This is a genomic window from Defluviitalea raffinosedens, from assembly GCF_016908775.1.
Lineage (GTDB): Bacteria > Bacillota > Clostridia > Lachnospirales > Defluviitaleaceae > Defluviitalea > Defluviitalea raffinosedens.
The window spans coordinates 140,552-163,703 of the sequence record NZ_JAFBEP010000005.1 but is presented as its reverse complement, the minus strand read 5'-3'; the positions used below and the strand labels follow the sequence as shown (position 1 = coordinate 163,703).

At 33.4% G+C, this 23,152-nt stretch carries 19 protein-coding genes and 1 pseudogene; 18 read left to right on the top strand and 2 right to left on the bottom strand.

Features of this window, described 5'->3' with window-relative positions; translation table 11 throughout:
* The first annotated feature begins 228 nt into the window (after window positions 1-228).
* From JOD07_RS06105 to JOD07_RS06055, 11 genes are all read left to right on the top strand, one after another.
* Window positions 229-1,032 carry a hypothetical protein gene (locus JOD07_RS06105; RefSeq protein ID WP_204612843.1) on the top strand — a complete coding sequence of 268 codons (804 nt, stop codon included), beginning with the start codon at window positions 229-231 and terminating at the stop codon, window positions 1,030-1,032.
* Between the two features lie 287 nt (window positions 1,033-1,319).
* Window positions 1,320-2,837, top strand: a complete 1,518-nt coding sequence (locus tag JOD07_RS06100) for a type I restriction-modification system subunit M (protein ID WP_158739484.1) — start codon at window positions 1,320-1,322, stop codon at window positions 2,835-2,837.
* Between the two features lie 15 nt (window positions 2,838-2,852).
* A complete protein-coding gene (locus JOD07_RS06095) occupies window positions 2,853-4,154 on the top strand; it encodes a restriction endonuclease subunit S (RefSeq protein WP_204612841.1) in 1,302 nt (433 codons plus the stop codon).
* A gap of 168 nt (window positions 4,155-4,322) precedes the next feature.
* Complete coding sequence (locus JOD07_RS06090; protein ID WP_158739486.1) at window positions 4,323-4,901, top strand: hypothetical protein; 579 nt, start codon at window positions 4,323-4,325, stop codon at window positions 4,899-4,901.
* A gap of 28 nt (window positions 4,902-4,929) precedes the next feature.
* Window positions 4,930-8,124: a type I restriction endonuclease subunit R gene (locus JOD07_RS06085; protein WP_330636173.1), complete on the top strand. Its 3,195-nt coding sequence runs from the start codon at window positions 4,930-4,932 to the stop codon at window positions 8,122-8,124.
* 48 nt (window positions 8,125-8,172) lie between these two features.
* Complete coding sequence (locus JOD07_RS06080; RefSeq protein ID WP_204612837.1) at window positions 8,173-8,886, top strand: M48 family metallopeptidase; 714 nt, start codon at window positions 8,173-8,175, stop codon at window positions 8,884-8,886.
* A gap of 263 nt (window positions 8,887-9,149) precedes the next feature.
* Window positions 9,150-9,536 carry a hypothetical protein gene (locus tag JOD07_RS06075; RefSeq protein WP_204612835.1) on the top strand — a complete coding sequence of 129 codons (387 nt, stop codon included), beginning with the start codon at window positions 9,150-9,152 and terminating at the stop codon, window positions 9,534-9,536.
* 560 nt (window positions 9,537-10,096) lie between these two features.
* On the top strand, window positions 10,097-10,471 hold the full coding sequence (locus JOD07_RS06070) for a helix-turn-helix domain-containing protein (RefSeq protein ID WP_158739490.1): 375 nt from the start codon (window positions 10,097-10,099) through the stop codon (window positions 10,469-10,471).
* Between the two features lie 13 nt (window positions 10,472-10,484).
* Complete coding sequence (locus JOD07_RS06065) at window positions 10,485-11,279, top strand: ImmA/IrrE family metallo-endopeptidase (protein WP_158739491.1); 795 nt, start codon at window positions 10,485-10,487, stop codon at window positions 11,277-11,279.
* Window positions 11,276-12,145, top strand: a complete 870-nt coding sequence (locus JOD07_RS06060) for a hypothetical protein (protein ID WP_158739492.1) — start codon at window positions 11,276-11,278, stop codon at window positions 12,143-12,145. Before JOD07_RS06065 ends, JOD07_RS06060 begins: the two co-directional genes overlap by 4 nt.
* A gap of 402 nt (window positions 12,146-12,547) precedes the next feature.
* A complete protein-coding gene (locus JOD07_RS06055) occupies window positions 12,548-13,066 on the top strand; it encodes a GrpB family protein (RefSeq protein ID WP_158739617.1) in 519 nt (172 codons plus the stop codon).
* A 101-nt stretch (window positions 13,067-13,167) separates the two neighbouring features.
* Here the strand turns inward: JOD07_RS06055 and JOD07_RS15370 are convergent.
* Window positions 13,168-13,281: pseudogene (locus JOD07_RS15370) on the bottom strand (integrase core domain-containing protein); the annotation flags it as partial.
* 38 nt (window positions 13,282-13,319) lie between these two features.
* Here JOD07_RS15370 and JOD07_RS06050 point away from each other — a divergent pair.
* From JOD07_RS06050 to JOD07_RS06040, 3 genes are all read left to right on the top strand, one after another.
* Window positions 13,320-14,498, top strand: coding sequence for a metallophosphoesterase family protein (locus JOD07_RS06050; protein WP_204612833.1), 1,179 nt, complete (start codon window positions 13,320-13,322; stop codon window positions 14,496-14,498).
* A gap of 393 nt (window positions 14,499-14,891) precedes the next feature.
* Window positions 14,892-15,566, top strand: coding sequence for an ATP-binding cassette domain-containing protein (locus JOD07_RS06045; protein WP_204612831.1), 675 nt, complete (start codon window positions 14,892-14,894; stop codon window positions 15,564-15,566).
* A 133-nt stretch (window positions 15,567-15,699) separates the two neighbouring features.
* Window positions 15,700-16,479: a hypothetical protein gene (locus JOD07_RS06040; RefSeq protein WP_204612829.1), complete on the top strand. Its 780-nt coding sequence runs from the start codon at window positions 15,700-15,702 to the stop codon at window positions 16,477-16,479.
* A 167-nt stretch (window positions 16,480-16,646) separates the two neighbouring features.
* Here JOD07_RS06040 and JOD07_RS06035 read toward each other — a convergent pair whose 3' ends face one another.
* The gene (locus JOD07_RS06035) at window positions 16,647-17,669 is read right to left on the bottom strand and encodes a LacI family DNA-binding transcriptional regulator (RefSeq protein WP_204612827.1); all 1,023 of its coding nucleotides are present in this window, start codon (window positions 17,667-17,669) and stop codon (window positions 16,647-16,649) included.
* 344 nt (window positions 17,670-18,013) lie between these two features.
* Between JOD07_RS06035 and JOD07_RS06030 the strand changes: the two genes are divergently transcribed.
* The 4 genes from JOD07_RS06030 (at window position 18,014) to JOD07_RS06015 (ending at window position 23,151) form a co-directional block, all read left to right on the top strand.
* A complete protein-coding gene (locus tag JOD07_RS06030) occupies window positions 18,014-19,504 on the top strand; it encodes a sugar ABC transporter substrate-binding protein (RefSeq protein ID WP_204612824.1) in 1,491 nt (496 codons plus the stop codon).
* A 79-nt stretch (window positions 19,505-19,583) separates the two neighbouring features.
* On the top strand, window positions 19,584-20,936 hold the full coding sequence (locus tag JOD07_RS06025; protein ID WP_158739498.1) for a carbohydrate ABC transporter permease: 1,353 nt from the start codon (window positions 19,584-19,586) through the stop codon (window positions 20,934-20,936).
* Window positions 20,937-20,940: 4 nt separating this feature from the next.
* Window positions 20,941-21,813 (top strand): sugar ABC transporter permease, encoded by an 873-nt coding sequence (locus JOD07_RS06020; RefSeq protein ID WP_243429255.1) that lies wholly within the window; start codon window positions 20,941-20,943, stop codon window positions 21,811-21,813.
* A 12-nt stretch (window positions 21,814-21,825) separates the two neighbouring features.
* Window positions 21,826-23,151 (top strand): alpha-amylase family glycosyl hydrolase, encoded by a 1,326-nt coding sequence (locus JOD07_RS06015; protein WP_158739500.1) that lies wholly within the window; start codon window positions 21,826-21,828, stop codon window positions 23,149-23,151.
* Window position 23,152 lies beyond the last annotated feature (1 nt).

Genomic DNA, 23,152 nt, shown 5'->3' with positions numbered 1-23,152 from the left:
CTGAGAAGTATAAAGAATAGTGGCTATATTATATGAGTTATCCCAAAAAGAGGGTTAACCTGCTTTTTAAAAACCGAGAACAAGTTGACACTGACACAATGCAGTTTGCTGTTGACAAACGAATATTGCAAATTGTAACATCAAAATATAGATAGAGAGGATATGTAATGATTTTGTGGTCATTAAAGGCCAAATTATATTCAGTTTTAGTATAAAAAGGAGAAAAATATGAGTGTAATGATTAAAAAGGATTCATGGAAAAGGTTTATTTTAGCAGCTGTCCTGCTGGCAGCAGGCCTTGCAGGGTTGACTGGTTCAGAAAGCCTTGCAAGTTCTAATGATATGATCAATAGCAATATTCTTTCCAAGAATATTATTGACTTTAACAAAGATTCATATAATGAAAATCTTATCTTAAAAATGACTGATGGCAGGTATTATGAAGAAAAAGAACCAGGGCCATATATGGGTCCCAATTGGGAGGGCAAGTTTTATATTCAACTTATTGACCAAAAAGGAAAGATCCTTTCGGAACTGGACCTCAATAAAGCATTCAATGAGCAGAAGCTGATTTTTCAGAGCGTTTTTAATATAGAATTTGATGATTACAACAATGACGGCAGTATGGACTTTGCTATTGGACAATATGTTTCAGGCAACAGTAATGCCTATAAATTGTTCACGATCACCTCTGATGGAAAAATAGAAGAACTGCCCATAAAAGACCAAGCAGAAATTCTTAGCAGCGGTGGCAATAAGTATTCTAAAGAGTTTGAGAAGATAGATGAAGTTTCTTTTAAAAATCAATGCTATGACAATATCAAAGGAGAAATGGTTGAAACTTGTTATACATGGTCGGATACTGAAAAACAATTTATAAAGTATGTACTCCCCCTTACTCCTGAAATCCAAAAGATTATTGCAGATGATTATGTAAAAGATATGAAATGTACCAGGGAAGTATTGAAAAGATCTTTAAATTTATATTTTTCATGGGCTAGCAGGACGCTTCCTGTTTATATGTGTTTTTAATAAACTTGGATATGGCCAAATTTACATCATAAGTGTTAAAAAAATAAATAGTGTAGAATTTTATTATAGAATCTAAAAATTTTGAGAGAAGAGATGGTTTAATCCCGTTTTTTCTCTTTTTATTTTTTATTATATTTATAGAAGAAGATCATTCTTTGTATATAAAGTTATATTCGAAAGGAATAAAAGTAAGAAAAGTATGAACAGAATATGAGAATATGGTAAAATATAATTTACAAAAACTGATGATTTTTTATTTTATTATACATATGCAGGGAGAGAGAACTATGGAGAAACTGACACAACAGCAATTAGAATCAAAACTTTGGGCTTGTGCTGATGTACTTAGAGGAGAACTTTCGGCTACCCAATATATGGATTATATCTTTGGAATGTTATTTTTAAAAAGAATGAATGATGAATTTAATTCTGAGAGAGTCATTAGGGAAAAAGAATTTAGAGAACAAGGGATGGAAGAGGAAGAAATCCAGGAGCTTTTAAACGATCCTTCTATATATGAAACTTTCTATGTTCCAGAACAGGCCAGATGGGATAAGTTAAAAAACTTAAATCTAAACATTGGACCTGAATTGGACAAGGCATTTAAAGCAATTGAAGATGAACCTAAAAACAGTGAATTAATAGGGGTCCTAACGACCGTAAATTATAATGATAAAGAAAGAGTACCCGATAAGAAATTAAATCAATTACTACTTATATTTGATAGTATGAATTTATCCAATGAATGTATAGAGTCTGAAGATATTCTCGGAAATGCCTATGAATATTTAATTAAGCAATTTGCTGATGAAGGTGGTAAAAAGGGAGGAGAATTCTATACCCCTACAGAGGTCGTTAAAGTGATGGTCAATCTATTAAAACCCCAGGAAGGAGATCGCATCTATGACCCTACCTGTGGTTCTGGTGGTATGCTGATTCAGAGTCTTAGATATATCAAAGAGCATGGGGGTAATTACAAAAATATTTCTTTATATGGACAAGAAATCAATCTTTCTACCTGGGCTATTTGTAAAATGAACATGATTTTACATGGGGCTAAAGGAGCAGATATTCAAAAAGGTGATACTATAAGAGAACCAAAACATACAGAAGGTGGAGTATTAAAGACTTTTGACAAAGTTCTTGCAAATCCTCCGTTTTCACTAAAGCATTGGGGATCAGAAGAGGCAAGTACCGATCAATACCACAGATTTCCTTATGGAATACCTCCTAAGTCATATGGTGATTTGGCTTTTGTGTCCCATATGATTGCAAGCTTAAATGCAAAGGGTAAAATGGCTTCTGTAGTTCCTCATGGTGTTTTATTCAGAGGAGGAGCAGAGGGAAAGATCAGAGAAGGATTTCTTAAAGATGATTTGATAGAAGCAGTCATTGGACTGCCACAAAACATCTTTTATGGAACAGGTATCCCCGCAGCGATCCTTGTGATTACTAAAAATAAGGATGAAAAAAGAAAGAATAAGGTTCTCTTTATTGATGCAAGTAAAGACTTTGTTAAGGATGGTAATAAAAATAAATTAAGAGATGAAGACATTGAAAAGATTGTAAAAACTTTTGATGCATATGAAGATGTCGAAAAATATGCCAATGTCGTAGATTTGGATACCATAAAAGAAAATAATTATAACCTGAATATAAGCAGATATGTGGATACTACAGAAGAAGAGGAAGAAATAGATATTGATTTGGTATTGCAGGACATAAGAGAATTGAAATCTAAAATAGCAGATGCAGAAGAGCAGTTAAACCAGTACCTCGAGGAACTAGGATTTGACATAATATAGAGGCAGGTGAGAAGAGTGGAAAAGGCTAGAGAAGGATATAAGATGACAGAACAGGGAGAGATACCTATCCACTGGGAAATTGAAAAATTAGAAGATCTTTTTAACTTTTATAGTGGAATATCTATTTCAAGAGATAATTTATCAGAACATGGTATCTATTATTTGCATTATGGTGATATCCATAAAAAAAATAAGAATTACTTTAGTATAAAAGAAGATAGTGACTGGTTACCTAAAATTGATATTGAAGTTAACAAATTAAAAGAAGAATTATTGTTGAATACAGGCGATGTAGTTTTTGCAGATGCGTCCGAAGATTATGAAGGTATAGGAAAAAGTGTAGTAATTATTAATGATAATAATGAAAAATTTGTAGCAGGTCTACACACTATTGTTGCAAAAGATAAAATTAAAAAACTCCATACTTTATATAAAAAATATTGTTTTAGTACAACACAAGTTAGAAAGCAATTTGTAAAATTAGCCACAGGTGCGACAGTATATGGAATATCTAGATCCAATATAAAGAATATAAAAATATTAGTTCCATCTATTGAAGAACAAAAAAAGATAGCATCAATTCTATCATCTGTAGATAAGCAAATAGAAATTACTGATAATCTTATAGAAAAAACAAAGGAACTGAAAAAAGGACTTATGCAGAGGCTTCTTACAAAAGGAATTGGCCATAGTAGGTTTAAGGATACGGAGCTAGGAAAAATACCAGAAGAGTGGGAAATACTCAGGATCAAAGATGTAGGAGATACTATAAGTGGAGGGACTCCAAGTAGATCTCATAAAGAGTATTACGAGAACGGGACTATTCCGTGGTTAAAAACTGGTGAGCTGAACCAAAAATATATTTTCGATTCAGAAGAAAAAATCACAGAAAAAGCTGTTTTAAAATCATCAGCTAAATTAATACCCATTAATTCAGTTTTGATAGCTATGTATGGAGCAACAATAGGTAAAGTATCGATATCGAAGAGAGAGCTAACAACTAATCAAGCCTGTTGTGCGATTATATGTAAGGAAGAAATACTAAGTTATGAATATCTATATTATATTTTGAGTTTTAATAAAGAAAATTTGATTGAATTAGGAGCAGGGGGAGCTCAACCAAATATAAGTCAAATGATTATTAAAGAATATAAAATCGCTGTGCCTTCTATTAAAGAACAGGAAAAGATAGCTACAATTTTATCTTCTGTAGATGAGCAAATAGAACAATATGAATTAAAAAAAGAAAAACTTCAGAAACTCAAAAAAGGACTTATGCAGAAACTTTTAACAGGAAAGATTAGGGTAAAAGTTTAGAGTAGGTATATGTAATAAGGCATGGAAAAGTTTGATATGAGATACTATTAAAACATTTTTAGAAAAATATAAAAATTGTAAATAAATCCACACAAGACGCATAAATGAACTGCAGAAATTTTGGATTTTGTATATTGAGAGGTTATAGAGGTATAGGGGAATAGATTGATGAATGAAGCGATAATTCAGAATTTTACCAATAAGATTTTATCAGTAGATTTAAAAGAAATTTTTATTAATGGAAATCAATTCATATTAAACAAGGGACATAGTTATAGTATTAATAATCAAGCTGGCGATTTGGCGGAAACTAATTTCTTTGGTAAAGACTTAGAGTTTACAATAGTAAGTAATGATTTTGAAATGCCAATTTCTATTCAGTTATACGAAAACATTTCAGGATATTATAGAATTTTTGTATATAACAATAGAGGGATGCTGACATCGATTAATTTAAGTATGGGCTATTCTGATGGAGAAATTAGTTTGGAAATACAGCTAAAATTATTTAGTAGAAACATGACAAAAGAAGAAAGAGAAAGAAATAGAGATATGCTAGTTATGGATCTTGCAAGAGAGGGAATTGATATAGTAAAAAAGAATACGGTTTGTTTTGGAAAATATGATGTCATTAATGATAAATTTATAGATACAACCGAAAAAAAGTTTTTAGAGCAACTCATTAAAGTTGCAATAATTAAAGGACATTATATGAAAAATAAAGGGTATGAGTTAGCTATATTATAAAGTAAAGGGTAAGATGTGGGGGATCATAGTGAGTAATTATCTTGGTAATGAAGAAACACTTGTAGAACTTCCAGCTATTGAATATATGCAGAATGTCTTACATTACGACTTTATCCATGGGAAAGAACTGATTCCTGAGAAGGGAGAAAGGGAAACTTTTACAGAAGTCATATTGGGGAATAGGTTAAAAAAGGCTTTAAGAAGACTTAATCCATGGATGGATGAAGATAATCTTAATAAGTCTGTTCGGTACCTAAGCAGACCAGAGAATCTGGGGACAAGCCTTTTGGAGATCAATGAAAAGCTATATGACGCCATTGTAGACTTAAAATTTACTGTAGACCAGGACATTTACGGGAATGGTCAAAAGAAGCCTCAAACCGTATATTTTATCGATTGGGAGAATGTAGATAATAACGATTTTCTAGTCACAAGGCAGTTTGAAGTAAAGACCCTTTCGGGGAAATCGATTTTTCCTGATATCGTAGTGTTTGTCAATGGCATTCCTGTAGTGGTTTTAGAATGTAAATCTCCTTTTTTAGAGAGAGGGAAGAATGAAAACATAGGAAAAAAAGAAGCCTTCGAACAACTAAGACGATATATGAATGAAAGAGACAGAAATACTTTAGAAGGCAATCCACGACTTTTTTATACCAACTTTTTTACAGGGATACTTAATAAATATCATGCCTATGTTGGAACCATCAGCTCAAAATACAATCACTATTTGGAATGGAAAGATCCCTATCCAATAAAAAGAGATCAGGTTTCAGGGATTAAAGAAAATGGGCAGAATTTATTTTTACAAGGGCTATTAGAAAAAAATAATCTCCTTGATATTATGAGAAATTTCATTGTGTTTGAAACCGATAATGGAGTCACTATAAAGAAAATTTGCAGATATCAGCAGTTTAGAGCTGTAAATAAAGCTATTAAAAGACTTAAAGAAGGTAAAGATCCCCTGTCCAGGGGTGGGGTTGTGTGGCATACCCAAGGATCAGGAAAATCTTTGACGATGGTTATGCTGGCAAGAAAGATCAAGAGGACTAAGGAACTTTCTGACGCTACCATTGTGATTGTTACAGACAGAATTGATTTAGACAAGCAAATATATGCTACATTCATAAGAACCTTATCTAAAATCACTACACCGGAAAGAGCTGACAAAATCGCTACTATGAAGCGGCTCTTGTCAGAAGCTCAGCCCAAGATTATTATGACCACCATTCAGAAGTTTGAAAGTGAAACAGAAGAAAGAGAAGTTATTGAGAATGGAAAAAAGATAAAAAAGAAATTTATCCTCCCTTATCCGGTATTAACTACAAAATCCAATGTTATTGTTTTGTCCGATGAAGCCCATAGAAGTCAGTATAAAGATACAGCTTCTAATATGAGAACAGCCCTCCCCAATGCAACTTTTATTGGATTTACCGGTACGCCTATTGATAAAAGGGATAAGTCCACACCAAGAACATTTGGAGGATATATAGATAAATATGGAATAAAAGAAGCAGTGGATGACGGAGCTACGGTAAAAATCGTCTATGAAGGCAGGATGCCGCAGCTTCATATCAAAGATTCCAGCCTTGATGAGCTATTTAATGAAGCTTTTGAAGACAGAACAGATGAAGAAAAAGAAGCCATTAAACAAAAATATGCCAATAAAAAGGCGATAGTAGAATCAAAAGATCGGATTAATGATATAGCCATTGATATATTAAAACATTATAGAGACAATATATTGCCTAATGGATTTAAGGCTCAGATAGTATGTGTGAGCAGAGAAGCCTGTGTGAGATACTACAAAGCACTTATGGAACACATGAAAGACATCATTGGAGAAGAACTGGAGTGTAAGGTTATTTTCTCAGGCAATTTAAATGACCCACCCCATTTAAAAGAACATTTTACAAGTAAAGCAGAGCAAGAAATCATTATAGATAGATTTAAAATGCCGATTGAAAAGGATAAACTTTGTTTTATTATCGTAAAGGATATGTTGCTCACAGGCTTCGATGCACCTATCGAACAAGTGATGTATCTGGACAGACCTTTAAAAGAACATAATCTTTTGCAAGCCATTGCAAGAGTTAATAGAACTTGCGTTATGGATGTTACCCGAGTGGATAAGGACAAAGTAAAAAAAGCTAATATTGTGAAGCAATGTGGTTATGTCGTGGATTATTATGGAGTGTCTGACTATCTGGAGGAAGCGCTGGCTATTTTTGACAAAGAAGAACTAGGAGAACCCATGCAATCTATGAACGACTTGTATAAAGAAATGCTTTCCTACAGAGAAGATGTTATGACTCTGTTTAAAGGCATAGATAAAAATAATCTGGATGAACTCATTAAGGTATTAGAGCCAATGAATAAAAGGGCTGAATTTGAGATTGCTTATAAACGTTTTTCAAGTACAGTAGAAATATTACTGCCTTCCCATGTGGGAACAGATATCTTAAATGATTTAAAATGGTTAGGATATATTCGGGCAGGAGCAAAAGCAAAATACAGTCCGTCAGAAGAATTGGATATCAGCGATTGTGGAGAAAAGGTTAGGGAGATTATCGAGGAGTATTTAGAATCCCTTGGAGTGATCCAGTGGATAGAACCTATAACTCTTTTTGAAGATGATTTTAAGAAAAAGATTAATACATTAAAATCTGACGAAGCTCAGGCATCAGCCATGGAACATGCAATAAAACATGCGATACATGTTAAAATGGATGATAACCCGGTATTCTATACCAGTCTGTTAGAAAAGCTTCAAAAAATACTGGATGAGACAAAGAATGACTTCATCGAGCGAAAAAAGAGACTGGAAGAATTTATTAAACGAGAAGTCGAAGAAGGAGTAAAATCCCAATCAGAAAACTTGGGTCTTGATGAAAAAGAATTTGCATTTTTTGAAGTAGTAAAGAAGTATATTGTAGACGAAGCTATGGATGGCCATAGAATAAAGGATGGATCAGAGAGCTACATAGGAAATGATGTCATAGAACTATCAAAAAATATTGCTATTGATGTTCGAAAAGCAGTAGAAGATAATTATGCAGTGGATTGGGTTAATAATCCAACGAAAACCTCCGATATTGAAAGATCTATTTTCATGATGCTCAATAAGAAGTATTTCAAACAAATCAAGCTCAATATCAGAAAACAAATGGTGAATCCGCTGCTAAACTTAGCCAAAAAACATTTTGCACAATTAGAAAAAGAGTAACTTCTTTCCTATTAAAATTAAACGTGAAAAGACATAAGAGGGAATGGCATGGAATTAGAAGTTCAATATGGAACAACCAATTTATCATTTAAAGTAATCTATGCAAAAAGAAAAACTATGGAGATTGCTGTTGAGCCTCCTGATATTATTACAGTCACAGCTCCCATCGATGCAACTATGGAGCAAATTATTGAAAAAGTAAGAGAAAAAGGGAGCTGGATCATTCAAAAACTATATTCTTTTAAGCATATGAATTATCAGCCGATCAAAAGAGAATATGTTAACGGCGAATCCTTCATGTATCTGGGGAGAAACTACTCTCTTGAAATAGGAACAGATACCCGTATTAAAAGGCCGGAGGTAAAACTCTTTAGGGGAAAATTTATTGTTACAGCAAACAATAAAAATGAAGAAATCATAAAAAAAGCTATGGAGCAGTGGTACCGAGATAAGGCTAAAGAAGTGATCAGTGAAAGAGTTAAATACTATCAAAGATTTTTTGATCAAACGCCAACTCATATTAAAATTAAAGAGCAAAAGAAAAGATGGGGGAGTTGCACATCAAAAAATGAACTTTTATTTAATTGGAGATGTATCATGGCGAAATCCAATGCTCTTGATTATATAATAGTTCATGAAATGTGCCATATGTATTATAAAGACCACTCTAAAGAATTCTGGAACCTTTTAGCCTCTGTATTGCCCGATTATGAAGTAAGAAAAGAATGGCTGAAGAACTATGGGGTTAGGATGGATTTATAGATAGTACAGAGGGTTTACTTTAATATTGCTAATTCAAAGAAATGAATTAGTAAAATATTTTTAGTAAAATATTTGAGAGTAAATTTTATCAAACCTTAATATCTGTTTTTTTAACTTTTATAACTTTTTTCTTTATAAGTGATGATATAGCAATAATGAAGCGATTAGGATATTCTTGGGGTGTCATATTTATTTTTGTGTGTTGGATGTTAATTATTGAATCAATTTTAGTTCTAGTGAAATACATTAAGAAGATTTTTTCGATGATACGTGATAATCAATATAGAGATGCACAAAGAGAGCAACAGACTAAAGAAATATTAGAGGCTTTATGGACTAGAGTTGATGAAATGTCATCTGTTGAAAAAGAGTACCTAAAATATTTTATCAATCATAATAACAAACCGTTACTGGATAGAAATATTAGTTATCCTTATGAGCATTTATTAAATTCAGACTGGGTTCATAAAACACAGTATACGGGCAATAAGCTTATTTCACGAAAAGTTAATATAATTAATGATAATGGACAAACTGAAGCTAAAGAATTCACATATTCTGTAAAATATCAATATATTTTGAAAGAACCTATATATAAAATATTAAAGTATTCATGGGAAAGGTATGGGAGAATTTCTCATTTTGATTAAATAAAATATAATTTGACGAAATAGTTTGCTAAACATTATTACATGCAAGTTACTGAATGATTTGGATTCGAATCAATAGAGTAGACACAAAAAGTTTAACTTCCTATTACAGTTCCTTTGTGAACTGAATTAAGAATGATATTATTAGTGGAAGCATGAAGCCTTTTTCAGTCATTCTAGGATTCAATAAATTACAATATCGTCCTTGGGTATATTCCGCTAGGAGCTTCCTAAAAACAGAATATAATTGATGTATATTTCAAAGCTTTCTGTAACAGATGAAATTAATAAAGAAATTAATGTATAGTTGGCATTCGAGAAATGCACTTATGGATAAATTTCCTTTTGGTAGATTTATTTCATAGGTGCATTTATTATATACAAAATAACGTATGAATGAATCATATATTTTAAGCTATTTCAGAATTTTAGATTCTGATGAAGCTTTTTATAATAAATTTTACAACTGAAAGGTAACGGGAGGTAATGTAAAAAAATTTTTTACAAATCCATATCGTCTTTTGTATTTTTGGTATATAATAAAGTAGGAGGTGAAAAAAATGAGTATGGAGTTACTATTTCAAAATAGAAAATTAATTGGAGAAAATATATTAAAGCTTATTAAAGACAATGGGTATACAAAGAATTCTTTCTCAACGCTTATTGATGTTTCAAGACCTACTTTAGACAAGTTAATTAAAGGAGAGATTGATAATCTCACTACATTTAAAAAACATATCCAAAAGATTATGCAAAGCCAAAATATAAATGAAGAACAGCTGTTAAACTATACTCTAAAATACAGTGAGAAAAAAGAACTTGTTTTTGCTTTATCTGATAATGCTCCAGAAAATCATGCGTTAAAACCTACTGCTCAAGAGATGTTTGGTATTTTAGAAGATATAGTTCATATGTACGAACTATATTACAATTAAGAAGGTGTAGAATATGTCAGAATTAATAACCAGTAAGAACCTTGAGCAAGTTATTGAAAAAAATAAACAGATTAAAGATGATATATTAAGATTGATCAATGATTTTACAGTCAGGTTTAATAAGTTAGGAGTAACAGGGCAGGATAAACTAGCTCTTTCAGTATTAAAAGAGAACCATTTAATTCAGATTCCAATAGACGATGAATATTGGGGTGGTGCTATTATTACAAAGGGAAAGATTAAAATACCCGTTATTAATACAGCTCAGCCTCGTGTGTATCAAGATTTTGTAGCGTGGCATGAAATATACCATTTGTTCTATGATCCCAGTTTAAGCGATGAGACTCATAATATTGCCATTGATATGGATTTAAATGAAAGAAAAGCAGATTATTTTGCAGCAAAAATGATTTTCGGAAACGTATACCAGTACTACTATTCATTAGATGATGAAGAGTTTATTGATAGAGTTATAAAATGTATGGATGTATATAAGGCGCCATACAAAGCAGTATTGATAGAACTGTTTGAAGAAGCAATTACAAAATATAATGATTTGGATTTAAAAGAAAAAGTCCTGGAGCATTTTGATGATAAGCCAAAGAACTTGGTTCAGAAGTTTATAGATTTAGAATTAGATCCGAATATAGTAAAGCCTTCATATGTTGTGAATTTTGGAGGATTGGAAAAGAAAATAGAAAAAGCTATAAAAGAGAATTCAGATGTTTCTTATCATCAAGATAACTATCAATTTCTCATTACCTTAAAAAATAGAATTAAAAAAGGAGTGGAGGAGTTGGTTAAATGAAAGAAAACGATATAGATGACTTAAAAAAATACTTCTCCACGAACAAGTCTCTCAAAGTTTGTATCTTGGATAATAACTCTATTGAGTTTTTAACCTGGATACATGCTATTATTAATCCTGAAAAAATATTTAGTTTATATGATATAATTTTTATTCCTCGATGGGTATGGGTTGAAGTTTGTGATAGCGAAAATAGAGAAAGGTATATAAACCATTTAAAACAGATTTCAAAAGTTGAAATTATAGATGAAGTTGATTATTTATCATTAGTTAATTATAAAGAAGTAGAATTATACTATTTCTTTTTGTACTGCTGTTACAATGTGAGCAGACTGGTGAGTTTTATCAAGAGAAATATCTTAAAGAATAGACCTGTAGAAGATTTAGATCCCTATGAACAATGGCTTACTCTTTTTTATGAAGAGGGATTAGACCAAAAAAGGCTTTCAAATGACAGGATTCAAAGGAAAAATGCAGGAGAGATATCTATTGCTGTTTTAAGTTACATCCTTTCCTATTATTATAGTGAAAGTATTGATACGATTACTATCTTTAGTAGTGATAGGGATACCTATGAATTTGTTTCTAAGGCTAGAGAAATGCTTAATAAAGATGAACGCTTTACACACAGGAGCAATACATCTATAACTTTTAAATCAAATGACTTTTTGATTTATGAATGGACAAGGTCTGGATATATAGATGAACAAAGTATATATAACTTTGTAAGAAATTACAGACAGACAAGAAGAATAAAATTCACGAGAAAAAAGCAGGATTATTCCATTGAGGAACAAGAAAAATTAATAGATAATACAGCGTTTTTGGAAATGCTACAAGATAATACACTCCATTTAATCTTTTAAATATACTGGAATATAAAAAGGTTTTAGTAGATTTTTATCTTACTAGAGCCTTTTATTGTTATAGATTATAACGTTAAAACTCTTGAAATGGAAATTTTGAAAAGAATACTGAAAAATGCGCTCAATTAAGCTGAGAGTATTTAAAGTGTATTAAAAGATTACCTGTATTTTCGGTATAGGAATGAGAATAGAATATAAAAACACAGTTATTTAAGAAACTCACTCTTTTTTAACTCTTTTAAAATGAATAGATTTTATTTTGGATTGTAGCATGATAATATTATGCAATTGGGAAAGCCGAATTAAGAAAACAAAGAGCAGACTTTAAATAATTATATGGTGCTGGAATAAGGAGATGTACAGACTATCAGGTTTTCTGCCCATAGAAAGGATGATTATATTATGAAAGTAGAAGTCGTAGACTATAATCCGGAATGGCCCATTTTATTCAGGGAAGAAGCCGAAAAAATTAAGGGTATTCTTGGGGATGAGTTAATCGAGATTCATCATATCGGGAGCACTTCTGTTGAAAATCTAAAAGCTAAGCCTGTTATTGACATTATGCCGGTGGTAAGGGATATTACAAAGATTGATGCCTGCAATGAAGCATTTGAGCGTTTGGGTTATGAGCCAAAAGGGGAATTTGGTATACCTGGCAGGAGATTTTTCAGAAAAGGAATAGAGGTCAGGACCCACCATGTTCATATATTTGACATCAGTAATTCTAAGGAGGTCAAAAGGCATCTGGCAGTACGGGACTATTTAAGAACCCATCCTCAGGATGCTTTTGAATATGGAGAACTAAAGAGTAAATTGGCTGCTCAATACCCTTCAGATATAGAGGCTTATTGTGATGGAAAAGATGCTTTTGTTAAAGAATTAGAAAGAAAAGCATTAAAGTGGAATGAAGAATTCAATTGATAATAAATTAAGAACTTCTTAAAATCGCTCTAAAAGCGATAAATATTTAATAGCAAGTGAATTAAATAAAAAAGTTCATGGATTGTCAACAATTTTCTTGACAACTTTTTAAGGGTAGTCATCCGCTGGTCTCGTGGAGTTAGATATCCCAGCGAAGAATGAATTCGATGATTGTTATACCAATTAACTTAATCAGCTGGTTTATATTTTAATTCATAATTTAGTATTAAAATTTATTAAAAGGATGATAGATGTGAAAGCAAATAAACTAGCTATTATTTCGGATATTAATGGAAATATGTATGCTCTAAATAGTTTTTTGGATTATGTGAATGCAGATCCTCAAATTGAATATGTAATTAACTTAGGAAATTTTATTGGATATGGTGGTTTTTCGAAAGAAATATTTGATTTAATAACAACAGATCAACGCTTTATTAATATCATTGGGCCTAATGAATATCGCATTATGAATCCAAAGGATGATAAAGATAGTATGTCTATTCGGGAAGAATTTGGTGAGCCAAGAATTCAACAGTTAAAAAATATTCCGGGTGTAATGGAGATACAACTTTATGATAAAAAATTTTTAATGATGCATTCGAATAGATATTTGGATAGTTATTCATTAGAGAAAAGACTAAAGTTTTTATTTATGGATGAATATAAAGATACTCACTATGCCCAGCAACATTTTGTGTATGATTATATTTTATATGGCTGCAGTGGGATATCCGAGGTCAGTACATATATTGAACAGCCATTTAAAAGAAAGGCTGAAGTTATAATAAGTCCGGGAGATTTATACATGCATTTTTATAATACGATATGTTTTTGCCTTATGGAGTTTAATGGCAGCAAAGTAGATATTACAATAAAAAATGAAAAAACCAATACAAATAAAATGGTAGAAAAAATCATCAGTATGAATCGAGATCACATATCAGTATTATCAAATTACGGGTATTTTAATGTTGATGGGGATAAAGGAACTTTAATCATTGAATTATTACATGATGAAACGATGTTTTCCCAATACTATAAACATTTTTGGGAGCAATCCATAGAATTTATTTTAAAAGAGGCAGAATATGTTGGATTTGATATACCTAAAAAAGATGAGAAAATAGCTAAGGAATTAAAAGAAAGTCTGTTAGTTTATTCAGAGCACAATAGGAATCGTGAATTCTGTCAGATAGAAGGAAAAATCAATGATGCAGTTAAAAAACTTTTATCAAAAAACTACTTGGATCAGGACCAAAGTTTTAAATGGTCAGAGATTTGGTTATTAGATAAAAATAAGAATTTATTATTTTCATTTTTGAAATATGATGGTAAGTGCCAATTTTGCGATTTGGATGAAGAAAAAATGGCATATATGAAAAGTATCGTTGCAAAATCAGATCAATTAATTTATAGAGTTTATGAGTAAAGTCTTTAATTGAATGAGTAGATTTTAATACCTAAAGTTAGTTTTATACATTGTTATTTTAATTGCAAATAAATTATTGATATTAGCGATAAAAGAACATGTGATGAACGAATAAAGAATTAATTAATCAGATATTAAAAATAAAGCTTGAACTTGTGTCTACTCTATTGATACAAGTTCACAGAATATCATGGATGTATATTAAAATCCCGCAGCAAGTGCAGAGAAGTTTTCATTTGCTGTGGAATTTTTTAGGCTAGGTTTACAAATAGGAAAATAAAGGATATAGGGGTAGATATTTGAACGACAATGGTGTAAAATAAAGGGAATAAAATAGGAATAGTTATAACATATTACCGTTTTATCAAACCGAACTAGGGAAGGACTGTTTCCATGATTGAGGTCAATAACTTATCTAAAAGTTATGCTAATATCCCTGTCCTGAAAAATATAAGTTTAAATTTGAAAGGGAACCGAATTCATTTTATCATGGGCAAAAATGGAAGTGGAAAAACAACTTTCATTAAGTGTCTGTTGGGGTTAGAACATTATGAAGGCACGATCACATATAGCGGTAAAGTATTGGAAGATGTACGGAAAAGTATTTTTGCCATATTTGACGATATTCCACTTTACAATGATCTAAATGGTTTTCAAAATATAAGATTAATGTTATCCGATAAAAAATTCTTTGATAAAAACTATATTTCAGAACTTGGATTATTAACAGACCAGAAGTTAAAGGAGTATGTAAAAAATTATTCATTAGGCGAACGCAAAAAGCTGGCGTTGATTGCAGCGATCCTTAATAAGCCCCGATATCTTATTATAGATGAAATTTCAAATGGACTGGATATTGAAACGCTTGAGAGTTTACAAGAGAAATTGAATGATTTAAGTCATCATTCCTTAATCCTTGCCACAGGTCATCACTTTGAATTTTATGAAAATATCGTTAACGAATTATTGGTCCTTAATGTTGGAACAATAACCCATATTTCAAATTATAAAAAAGGTGGTGACAAGCTATATGAAATCTATAAACAATATATTACAAGTAGCAAATAAAGAACTGTACTATCAATGGCATTCAAAAAAAATTGTGATTTTGGTTTTTATACTTCTTGTCATAAGTACATCACACCTTATAGGGTTACATAATCGTGTAATATCTTCTCATAACAGATATCAGAGGACAGAAATGGCTTATAAAGAAAATGGGATAGATATAGTAGAGGCATTACAGGAACCTAATAATATCTATGTTGAAGACAATTCAAAAATAACAAGCAATCCATTAAAAGATGATTTCATATCCCTTGCCATTGCTATCCAAAACTTAAAGCCACGAAATATTATCAGTAATACTCTTGAGTATTTAGTTTTTGTTTTTTGCACTTTAATTTTCGGTATCTATGCCGCTTATGTTGCTACATATGACTTTAAATACAAGACATACAAATTTGTATCTGTTGGCAACAACCAGAGGGATATCGTTTTAGGAAAGTTATTATCTGTTATTGCTGTAATGATTGGAACAATGTCGTTTATACTTATTTTTACCTTTATAGGATCTCTTGTTGTAAATCCAATTGTTGCTGCCAAAGTACCAGTAAAGAATTTTACAATAGATATTTTTAATTATGAGCATGGAATTATACCACAGTTATTTTTATCATTTATAGTAATGCTGTTTTACGTAATTGTTGGATTTTCACTAGGATTCATTTTGAAAAGTATGGTGATACCAACGATAGGGCTACTGCTTTATGGCTTGCTTATTCCTGTTCTGGGAGCTTATGATTTTAGAAACATTTTTTCCTACTTTTCTTATCAAGTATTTACTTTTACAGCACGATTTGTGATGTTTGAGCCCATACCGATTAATGGAATGATCGGCATACTGCTAACGCTAGCAACAGTAGTATGTCTGTTTGTTCTCCTTTTTACAGTGGCAGGGAAACGCAGTGCATATCATTAAATGATCAGAATTAATACATACCATCCTTTTATGTAGTGGGAATTTTAGGATGCACTTGTGAATGGATCCTCTTTCTAGTGTGTTAAAGTTGGATTTATTTCATAAGTGTATTTTATTATGCAAAAAAACAGATGTTGAAATACATGAATGAACCATGTACTCCAACATCATCTTAATGGTATCGCTGACTGTCTTTCGATGATTTCCACATCAAGGACGGGCCTTTTTTCCGGGGTTGGCTCATCATTAATCTGTTTCATCAGCAAATCAATTGCGCATTCTGCTTTTTTTGGGATATTCTGTGAAACGGTTGTCAGCTTGGGACTACAAAAAATAGAAGCTTCTATATTATCAAATCCGACGATGGATAAATCATTAGGGAGAAGATATCCGTTTAAGCGGGCACCTTCCATGATCCCAATTGCCATAACATCTGCGGTGGCAAGAACTGCAGTAATCTCTCCTTTTCGTTTGCTGATTTCTCTGCCTGCGACTATACCCATGTCATAAACTGGCGCAAAAGGGTATACAAAAGACTCATGGAATTCGATGTTTGCTTCCCTAAGAGCGTCCTTATAGCCTTTAAAACGCTGATTTACAACACATTTAACACCGTCTTCCCCAATTGAACCTGCAAATGCAATCCTGGTGTGTCCCAGGCTGACCAGATATTTTGTTGCAATATAGCCACCTTTGTAATCATCAATACCCACACTGAAAATATCCGGATTATCCGAATAGCTGTCCCAAAAAACCATGGGTAAATCGTTTTGGGCAAGGATTTGATGTGCGATATGATCATAATAAGGGAGCAGGAAAATAGCCCCATCCATATTCCAGGTTTTAAGGAGGGTTGAAATATCCGCAGCATGGATTACAGAGCGCACCATCGCATAATAGCCTTTTTTTCTGAGCAGATGTTCAATCACACCGATTAACTCACTTAAATATGGATCTTTAAAAAAGTTGTAGTCATCATCTCCAACGGGAACGATGATTCCTATAATTTTGGTAGATTTAATGGCAAGACTTTTAGCTGTTAGATTGGGAACATAGTTCTTTTCTTCGAGCAATTTTAAAATCAGTTTAATTTTTTTCTCGGAAACCTTAGAGTAGTTACCATTTATTACATTGTAAACAGTCATTACACTGACGCCGGCTTCCGCAGCAACTTCTTTAATGATGGACATATCTTATACCCTCCCTTCATTTGCACTTGTTTTTTATATTATATTATTTTCATAAGATTGACAAGTTAAAAGTAATTCAGAACTTTATTGGTTTGCTTACTGCTATCCCTCTTAGGTTTAACGATATACCTTTTATAAATTTTTTGAGCAAAGCAGCGCTAAAAATAAGTGCATATATTAACAAAAATGCCAAATACAACGTGGATTCGATATGAGAATATATGAAATTATTACAGTAAAACTTTAAAATATGGAAAAAATTATATTGACAGTGCGCAATAAAAGTGATATGTTTAAACTGGTTTATCGATAAACCAATCAAAACCTAATAGGGGGAAAAGTAAATGAAAAGAATAAGTATTTTGCTACTTACTTTAGCCTTTATATTTTCAATGACTGGGTGTAAAAAGAATGTGACAGCTAAGTTTGCAGAAGATTTGACCTGGGATGAGACTAAACAGGAATATGTATTTGAAAAAGGCGCAAAGTTAAAACTTTGGACAGATAATGAAGCTTATGCGAATAAGATTATTGAGATTTGGAGTGCAAAATATCCTGACGTTCCTCTTACATGGGAAAATGTCGGAGCTGCTGATGTTGCAAATAAGATGAAACTTGATGGACCTGCAGGACTGGGTGCAGATGTTTTCTACATGCCTCACAACAGTGTAGTAGATATGAGAGAAGCTGGACTTTTGTTCCAGATTCCGGAACAAGATGAACAACTATTTAGAGAATTAATGCAGGATTCCGCAGTAGATGTAACTTTATATGAAGATAATATGTATGCCGTTCCTTCCAGTGTTGAAAATATCGCTTTGGTTTATAACAAACAGATTCTTGCTGCGCTTCCTACCTTACCAACCATCCTACCTTTAACAGCCACCAATCTTTTGGAACAAATTGAAAGAGATGAGATTTATCTTGAAGAATTATTTGATGGAGTTGCTTCCTGGGGGAACTCTTTTGCAGGGACAGGAGCAGAAATTCCATATATGCAAGACAGGTTTGAAGACCAGGCTGAAGATAAACATACGGTTTTGGCATGGCAGCTTTATGATGCTTACCATAACTATTTCCTGTTAACAAGAGATGGCTATCGTGTATTTGGTGAAAATAACAATGATCCTACAAAGTTTGATATTACATCACCACAGGTAACCTCTTCAATTCAATCTGTAACAGGTGACTGGTATGGCAACAGAGATGGTTCGAGATTATTCCCGGGCCTGGCTACCATTCAGGATATGACATGGGATCAGGCACCAGCACGTTTCCAGAAAGGGCAGATTGGAATAACCTTCAGTGGTCCCTGGGTAATTGCGGATATGAAAAAGAATTTTGAGGAATGGATTGCAGAAGGGAAATTTGGTTTAACACAGGATTCTAAGCTTTCCGATATCGTTGGAGCAAAGAAGCTACCACGTTTTAATAATGGTGCACAACCGGTTACATTCTCCGGAGTTCAGGTTACCGGTATGAATATTTATACCGATTATCCTAATGCTGCAATGAATCTGATGCGATTTTTAGCCAGTGATGAAGCCATGAATGCTGTTTATAATGTTCTGGGCAAGATACCGGCTGTAAAGAATTCTGACAGCATACCAGGTTTAAATGAGGATGAAATCAGTCAAGGATTCCTGGAACAAGCAGCTTATTCCCATGCAATGCCTGTAATTCAGGAAGGCAATTACATGTGGGATCCGCTTCGTGATGTATGGACCAACATCTTTGATGAAAAAATGTCCATTGAAGATGCTCAGGCCAAGTCAGAAGAAGATTACCAAAGTACTTTGAAAAACTCAGGAAGACAGGAACAAGAACAAGAATAAAGCAATTATATCAGAAAGGAATTGCAAAATCTTTATCATAAGACTTTGCAATTCCTTTGAAAGGTAAGGGGATATTTCTATGAGTGTAAAAAAATCATTAAAATGGTGGCAAAAGTTAATAGGACCCAAAATGACTCCTTCTGGCTGGTTATCATTCTTTGTACTTGGTCTGGGCCAGCTGAGAAATAAACAGAAGGGGAAAGCAGTATTTTTCTTTGTTTTTGAACTTATTTATATATTGATTGAGATACTTACCAGTTCTCTGGTATCGCCTGGCATACCCGGACAGCCTAAACACTGGGGCTATGGCTTTTTCAGAAAGAGTCTTCATGGCTTTATTACTTTGGGAGAAATTACAGGAGGGAAATTCCGGGATAATTCTCCGGTATTAATGATCGAAGGTATTTTGGCAGTATTTCTCCTTCTAGTCCTTGCTGTAATATGGCTTATTAACATAAAAGATGCTAATGAAACTTATATAAATTATAGAGAAACAGGAGAGCTTCAGTCTACCAAAGAGTTTTACAAACAAGTATTTGAAACCAGCTTTGCTTATATTGTGAGTGCGCCAGGTTTGATTCTGATGCTGTTTGTGACCATACTTCCTATTGTCTTTTCTTTCCTGATTGCTTTTACCAACTGGGATGCTTATCATAATCCCCCTGCAGATTTGATCGACTGGGTAGGCTTTTCAAATTTCGGCAATATTTTAAAACTTCCGGGCTGGAGAAGTACCTTCTTTGGTGTGGCAGGATGGACAGTAACCTGGGCTTTCCTTTCTACCTTTACTACCTTTTTTGGAGGTCTGTTTTTTGCTGTAATTATTAATAATAAAAGAGTTGTCTTTAAAAAGATATGGCGTACCATTTTGATCTTACCGTGGGCAATTCCAAATATGGTATCCCTTTTGGTGTTTAAGAATTTCCTCAACCAGACCTACGGTCCCCTGAACCGAATGTTAGGGGCCGATATACCATGGTTAAACGATGCCACACTGGCAAAAATAACTTTGCTGATTGTAAACTTCTGGCTGGGAGTTCCTTATTTTATGATGCTTATGACAGGAATCCTGACCAGCTTTGATAAAACTTTGTATGAAGCTGCAAAAGTGGACGGAGCCAGCAATGCCCAGAGTTTCTGGAAGATAACTTTTCCAATTCTGCTTTCACAGGTTACGCCGCTTTTAATTATGTCCTTTGCATCGAATTTCAATAACTTTGGTGTAGTATTTTTCCTGACAGGAGGGGGACCGAGAAATATCGCTTATGAATATGCAGATCACACAGATATTTTGATCACCTGGATTTACAATATGACAAAGGAATATAAAGTTTATAATATGGCGTCAGTAATGTCTATTTTGATTTTCATTTTGATCGGCAGCATATCTGTGTGGAACTTTTTAAGAAGCGATGCGTTTAAGGAGGATTAGTAATATGGATAAAGTAAAGAAACATAGACGAAAAATGTCCACTAAAGAACGTATTAAGGATATTCTTGCCTACATCGGCATATATACTGTGCTGATAGTTACGGCAATCGCCATATTGTATCCAGTTGTCTGGGTTATAGGGGCCTCTTTTAACCAGGGGTCATCTCTGGCATCAGCCACCGCTATACCTAGTCATCCGACACTTAACAACTATAAACGGTTGTTTGCGGAAACGGATTATGAACGTTGGTATCTGAATACTCTTGCGATTGCAGTGGTAAACATGGTAGTATCTGTAGTATTGGTAGGAACTATGGGTTATGTTTTTGCTCGTCTGAAATTTGCAGGGAAGAAAGTGGGCTTATTAACTATCCTTATTCTTCAGATGTTCCCTTCATTTATGGGCATGATTGCCATATATGTATTGTTCCTGAATTTTGGCCTCTTAAATCAACCTCTGGCTTTGGTATTAATCTATTCGGCAGGGCAGATACCTTACAATACCTGGCTGATCAAAGGCTACCTGAAAAATGTATCCAAATCCATGGATGAAGCTGCTATGATTGATGGAGCAAGCAAGCTTCAGATTTATACCAAAATCATTCTGCCGCTTATGTTCCCTATCCTTACCTTCGTGGCAATAACCCAGTTTATGGCACCATGGTTTGACTACATCTTACCAAGTTTCTTAATTTCATCTACTCATAAAAAGACACTGGCTATAGGCCTCTATGATTTGATCAATTCGCAGACCAATAAGAACTTTACCATGTTTGCGGCAGGTGCGGTATTGGTTGCTGTGCCTATAACGATTCTGTATCTGTTCCTGCAAAGATATCTCATTGAGGGACTCAGTGCTGGTGCAAACAAAGAATAAGGAGGTGAAAAAATGGCCCAAAATACTTCAAAAGCTTTAAGGAACAAAGTAATATACTCTGTCTATGTGAGAAACCATGGGAAGACCGGCAAATTTAATGATGTATTGGAAGATCTTCCGAGAATAAAGAAACTGGGTGTAGATATAATATGGTTTATGCCCATACATCCGATAGGACAGGTGAATAAAAAAGGGATTGGCTGCCCTTATTCCATACAGGATTATACTAAAGTTAATCCTGAATATGGGACAATGGAAGAATTTAAGGAACTGATTGATGCAATTCATGATATGGGCATACAGGTAATGATCGATGTTGTATACAATCATACCTCCCATGATGCCGTATACGTGAAGGAACATCCGGAATATTATTTTAAACGGGACGGACAATTCGCTAATAAGGTTGCAGACTGGTCAGACATTATTGACCTAGATTATAGGCAGCCTGAACTCTGGGACGCTCAGATTAATGCTTTAAAACTCTGGGTTAAACTGGGTGTGGACGGCTTTCGCTGTGATGTAGCGCCTTTGGTCCCTATGGAATTCTGGAAGAAGGCCAGGGAAGAAGTGACAAAAATTAATCCAAATATTATTTTCCTTGCAGAGACGGTTCATCCCAGTTTCATAGAATATGTAAGAGGCAAAGGTTATTATGCAGCTTCTGACAGTGAAACTTTTGAAGCTTTTGATATTTGCTATGACTATGATACTTACGGGGATTTGCTAAACTATTTCAGAGGAAAAGAAAGTCTGGAAAGAGTCCTGGAAAAGAAAAGGCAGCAGGAAGCAATTTATCCAGAGAATTATGTGAAGTTAAGATTCTTGGAGAACCATGATAATCCAAGAGCTGCAGCACTTATTCCAGATGAAACAATGTTACGGATGTGGACTGCTTTCATGTATTTTGAAAAAGGTGCAGCTTTGATTTATGCAGGACAGGAAGCAAAAGATCCACATACCCCTTCTCTGTTTGCTATAGATCCAGTGGATTGGAGAGGACTGGATGAGGACTTCGTGAATTATCTGATCAGACTGAGGAATATTAAAAAGGATAAAATCTTTGCCCATGGCATGTATAAAATACATCCCATGCCAGCGGACCAGGTGATTTATGCCAGCTATTTCCTTGAAGATGAGCTTTTGTTAGGTATATTCAATGTTGGGCTAAAAAGTGGAGAGATTGATCTTACAGTAAATGATGATATATCTGGTTTGATCAACCAGATTCCAGATGGCGAATATCTGAACCTGGTCAATGACAAAGTGGTTACTCTAAAAGAAAGACGTCTGATTCTTGGGAAGGAACCAGTGATATTGCGCATCAAAGCATCATGAT